Raw genomic sequence first — 4,589 nt, 5'->3', positions numbered from 1 at the left:
CGGACGCTCACCCCCGACGCCTCGGCCAACTCCTCGAGCGTCAGACGACGCTGTCGCCGTAGACCACGCAGCAGTACCCCGAACGGCTCCCCGGACACCAGCCACTCCTTCCTTCACCTCGGGCCGGAGACTACGACGGGCGAGAGCCCGTCCACGAGCGCGTTCCGGCGCATGGGACGACGGTAACAACGCGAGAACACCCGGCCGACCAACACCCCGCCGAGCGTGTCCGCGGCATTGGTCGGCGATCCGTCGGCCTTGTCGAACGGACCCTGCTGAGCACGACTGTCATCCTCGTAGCTGGGGCGGCGGGCGGGCCGACCACACCGCGCTCCAGCACTGCGTTCGGGAAGGCCGTTGCCAGCCGGTCGGCGGCCTTCTTGCCGCGGTGGGAGGAGCCGTTGTCGACGCGTTTGGCGCCGGCGTAGGGTTCCTGGCTCATGACCCGGGCGACCAGGGCCATGAACGGGTCGATGCCGGTGCGCGGCTCGCTGCGGCCGAAGACCCGGGCGTGGTGGACGTCGTAGGCGGCCAAGTAGGCTAGCGCGCCGCCGCGGCCGTAGGTGTGGTTCACCCGCATCGCTCTCGCCTGCCCCGGGGCGAGGGTCGGGTGGCAGCGGCATCGGGCCTGGATGGAGGTCTTCTCGTCCGCGCTGATGACGTACTCGTTCTGGCCCAGCGGCTGGCCTTGCCAGGTGCCGGCGTAGAGGTCCAGGACGCGGGCGGCCTTGGCGCGGAAGTCGGGATCGCTGATGAAGATCCAGGAGTGGTGCTGCCAGGGCTTGATGGCGTCCTGCTGCGGCCAGCGGCGCACGGTGGACGCCGACAGGGCCGGGGCGATGCGGCGGGCGACGGCTTCGCGGGCCAGTTCCGGGCATGACCACCGCGACAGGGGCGTGCCGGTCTCAGCGGGCAGTTGGCAGGCCAGGGCTTTGACCTGCGCGGTCTGCAGCGCGGTGAAGGAGGCGGGTCGGCCCGGGCGCTTGCGGTCGGCAAGCCCGGGCAGGCCCTGCTCGGCGAACCGGCTGCGCCAGGTCCGCACGGTGTCCAGGTGGACTCCGGTCTCGCGGGCGATGCGCGCGTTGGCTCGTCCCTGCGCTGCCAGCAGCACGATGCGTGCTCGTAACCGGGACTGATGGGGTGTCTTGTGACCCCAGGCTACCCTCTTCAGCCGGTGCCGCTGAGAGGCGGTCAGGGATATCGGGCGGGCAGCGGCAACGGGCATGGCAGGCCGATCGGGAGGGGTGGATCACGGCCGACCGCTGCCGACTCCACCGCGCCGGCCCTGGACATCCGACCGGGAGACAAGTCCAGAACCGGCTCCGATATCAGCCCTGTGAGGATTTCTGGCGCCGGCCGCCGAGCTATGCCGTGGTCAGCCCGGTGAGCAGGTCGTGGACCGTGTCGAAGGCGATCGCGCTGTCGAGCGGGTTCGCGTAGGTGCGGGCCCGGATGATCAGTCCGTCGTGGATCCGGGTGACCATGACGAGGTGGGAGGCGAAACGCTTTCCGGTGGGGACGACCCGGCCGTGGAGGCGGTACTCGGCCACGACAACTCCCGGATCGGTGGTGTCGTGGATGTGGACGTCGTCCACGGAGTCGAACTCCTGCAGGCCCACGGCTCCCTTGAGATGGGCACGGAACGCTTCGCGTCCCGGCTCGGGCTGGGGTGTGCCCGGGGGCAGGAAGGGCATCTCGAACACGGCGTCCTCCGCGAACAGGTCAGCCATGCCCTCGGCGGTGAGGCGAAGGAGGCGTTCGACGACTTCGCGGGGTGTGGCAGCAGACATGGGACACTCCTCATGGAATCAAGCGGGGCTCATGCCCCGGTTAATATACGGGGCGTGCGCCCCGCTTGTCTGCAGGGAACCGGAATCTCCAGGGGAGCGAGCACGATGAGTACTGAACGGCCGCTGCGGGCCGATGCGCGGCGCAACAGGGCGCGGATCCTGGAGACGGCGCGAGCCGCCTTCGCCGCCGAGGGCATCGGCGTGCCACTGGACGAGATCGCCCGCCGGGCCGGGGTCGGCCCAGGCACGGTCCACCGCCACTTCCCGACCAAGGACTCTCTGTTCGAGGCCGTCATCACGGAGCACCTCGAACAGCTCGCCAACCAGGCGCGCTCGGCTCTACAGGCCGACGAAGCCGGATCAGCGTTCTTCGCCTTCCTCCTGCGGATGATCGGTGACGCTGACACCAAGCAGGACCTCGCCGACGCACTCTCCGGAGCGGGAATCAACTTGGGGGACGGGACCCTGCAGGCTGCCACGGATCTGCGGGAGACCTTCGCGGAGCTGCTGGCACGGGCCCAGCACGCCGGCAGGGTGAGGGTCGACGTGGACGCGGCGGACGTACAGGCGATCGTCCTGGCCGCACTGACCGCGCAACGCCAACGGGGCGACATGGCACGCCCCGGCCGCCTGGCGACCCTCGTGCTGGACTGCTTGCGACCTGACGACGGAATCGCCCCTCCGAGCTGACGCCGAGCTCGCAGGACCGGCCACCCCACGGGATGCGACGCCCCTCGCCTGTTCAATAGCAATAGTTGCGAGGACAGGTGATCGCCCGTCGGCACTCCCGGCAGGCCTACTGACCGCGACTGCTACCCCACCACCCTTGACCCCCGACCGGGAGACACGCCGAGCACCGGTCCCACGTCAACCCCCGAAGGACTTCGAGCGTCGACCACTAAGCGGTGGGCGGCGGGCGTCGTGGCCATGTGCGTGTGTCGCGGGGTTCGGCGTAGGGCTCGGCCGTGTCGGGGAGGCCGCCTTCGATGGCGCGTTCGCGGGCGAGTTCGGCGTCGAACTCGAGGCCGAGCAAGATGGCGAAGTTGGAGATCCACAGCCACACCAGGAAGATGATCACTGCGGCGAGGGCGCCGTAGGTCTTGTTGTAGGAGCCGAAGTTTGCCACGTACAGCGCGAAGCCGGCGGAGGCGACCAGCCAGATCAGCACGGCCAGGAGGCTGCCGGGAGAGATCCAGCGGAAGCCGCGGCCCCGGACGTTGGGTGCCGCCCAATAGAGCAGGGCGATCATCAGTACGACGAGGAGGACGAGGACCGGCCACTTGGCGATCGACCACGCGGTCGTGGCTGCGCTGCCCAGGCCGAGGAGTGAACCGGCCTGATGGGCGAGTGGGCCGGTAAAAACCACGATCACCGCGCTGGCGGCGAGGAGCAGCATCATGGCGACGGTGAGGACTACGCGCAGGGGTGTGGTCTTCCATGCGGGTCGGCCTTCGGGGATGTCGTAGACGGCGTTCGATGCGCGGATGAACCCGGCGGTGCAGCCGGAGGCGGACCACAGGGCGCCGGCCAGGCCCACGATGGCGAGGATGCCGCTGGTCTCGGGGCTGTGCTGCAGTTGGGTGACGGCGGTGTGCAGGATGCCACGGGCGGCGCCGGGCGCGACTTTCTGTACGCTGCTGAGGATCTAGTCGGTGGCGGAGGCGCCGATCACGCCCAGCAGGGAGACGAGCACGAGCAGCGCGGGAAAGATGACAGTATGCCGTAGTAAGTGAGGGCGGCGGCCCGGTCGGGCAGTTCGTCCGCGAGGAACTCCTTGCCGGTGCGGCGCTGCCCTTGCCAGAAACCTCATCCGTGCAGGTAGGAGCAGGTTTCGGTGCCAGCCGAGGCCGCTCCGGTCGCCGCTATCGCGCAGCGCGGTTGGCGCGGCATGATGATCGGTCGTGCTGCTGAGACTGGTGTACCTGGGGGTGACGAACGCGTTCGCGATGCTGCGACTGCTGCCGATGAGCGACCGTGAGAAAGATGTCGATATCTGGGCCTTGCGCCATCAGATCGGGGTTCTGGAGCGGCAGCTGGGCGGCAGCAGGTTCGGTTCCAGGCGAGCGACCGGGCGTTGCTGGCGGCGCTGCTCAACGGCTTGCCACGGGAGGTGCTGCGGCGGATGCGCCTGCTGGTTCGGCCTGACACGGTACTTCGCTGGCACCGCAACGTCATTGCCCGTCGACATGCCGCTCAGTCCCGGCCGAAGCGCGGAGGCCGGCCCCGCACCGTGCGCTCGATCCGGGCACTGGTACTGCGCCTGGCCAGAGAGAATCCAAGCTGGGGCTACCGGCGCCTCCACGCAGAGCTGCTCGTGCTCGGTGTGAAGGTGGCAGCATCCACGGTCTGGGAAATTTTGAAGGAGGCCGGCATCGACCCGGCGCCCGAGCGGGCCTCGAGCACCTGGGCGGACTTCCTGCGCTCCCAGGCCGACGCGCTCCTGGCGTGTGACTTCTTCGAGACCGTCACCCTGTCCGGGGCCCGCTTGTACGTGTTCGCCGTGATCGAGCACGCGAACCGACGGATCCGGATCCTGGGCGCGACCGCGCATCCGACCGCGTCCTAGGTGGTCCAGGCCGCGAAGAATCTTGTCATGGACCTCGAGGACGCCAGCTGCCGGGCGCGCTACATGATCAGGGACCGGGATGGGAAGTTCCCGCAGTTGTTCGACAAGGTGCTCAAGGACGCGGGCATCAAGGTCGTGGTCAGCGGCGTCCGGATACCGAGGATGAACTCGATCATGGAGCGGTGGGTGCAGACCTGCAGGCGAGAACTGCTGGACCGCACGTTGATCTGGAA

General features: G+C 68.9%; 3 protein-coding genes and 2 pseudogenes. 2 read left to right on the top strand and 3 right to left on the bottom strand.

What is annotated here, in order from left to right; all coding sequences use genetic code 11:
* Positions 1-130 precede the first annotated feature (130 nt).
* Both AOK09_RS27005 and AOK09_RS27000 read right to left on the bottom strand, forming a co-directional pair.
* The gene (locus tag AOK09_RS27005; protein ID WP_265736744.1) at positions 131-1,225 is read right to left on the bottom strand and encodes an IS630 family transposase; all 1,095 of its coding nucleotides are present in this window, start codon (positions 1,223-1,225) and stop codon (positions 131-133) included.
* Between the two features lie 139 nt (positions 1,226-1,364).
* The gene (locus AOK09_RS27000; RefSeq protein WP_055589860.1) at positions 1,365-1,790 is read right to left on the bottom strand and encodes a nuclear transport factor 2 family protein; all 426 of its coding nucleotides are present in this window, start codon (positions 1,788-1,790) and stop codon (positions 1,365-1,367) included.
* A 105-nt stretch (positions 1,791-1,895) separates the two neighbouring features.
* On the opposite strand from AOK09_RS27000, the gene AOK09_RS26995 reads away from it, so the two are divergent.
* Positions 1,896-2,480 (top strand): TetR/AcrR family transcriptional regulator, encoded by a 585-nt coding sequence (locus AOK09_RS26995; protein WP_055589859.1) that lies wholly within the window; start codon positions 1,896-1,898, stop codon positions 2,478-2,480.
* Between the two features lie 208 nt (positions 2,481-2,688).
* On the opposite strand, the pseudogene AOK09_RS26990 reads toward AOK09_RS26995, so the two are convergent.
* Positions 2,689-3,578: pseudogene (locus tag AOK09_RS26990) on the bottom strand (YihY/virulence factor BrkB family protein); the annotation flags it as partial.
* Between the two features lie 113 nt (positions 3,579-3,691).
* On the opposite strand from AOK09_RS26990, the pseudogene AOK09_RS42525 reads away from it, so the two are divergent.
* Positions 3,692-4,589, top strand: a pseudogene (locus tag AOK09_RS42525) (helix-turn-helix domain-containing protein); the annotation flags it as partial.

This window comes from Peterkaempfera griseoplana, from assembly GCF_001418575.1.
GTDB lineage: Bacteria > Actinomycetota > Actinomycetes > Streptomycetales > Streptomycetaceae > Peterkaempfera > Peterkaempfera griseoplana.
Note: the sequence above shows the minus strand (reverse complement) of the source record. Positions and strands in the feature narration are given on the sequence as shown.

Excerpts from the sequence above, each read along its gene's own strand:
- AOK09_RS27005 (WP_265736744.1), bottom strand. The coding sequence starts at position 1,225 with ATGCCCGTTGCCGCTGCCCGCCCGATATCCCTGACCGCCTCTCAGCGG.
- AOK09_RS27000 (WP_055589860.1), bottom strand. The coding sequence starts at position 1,790 with ATGTCTGCTGCCACACCCCGCGAAGTCGTCGAACGCCTCCTTCGCCTC.
- AOK09_RS26995 (WP_055589859.1), top strand. The coding sequence starts at position 1,896 with ATGAGTACTGAACGGCCGCTGCGGGCCGATGCGCGGCGCAACAGGGCG.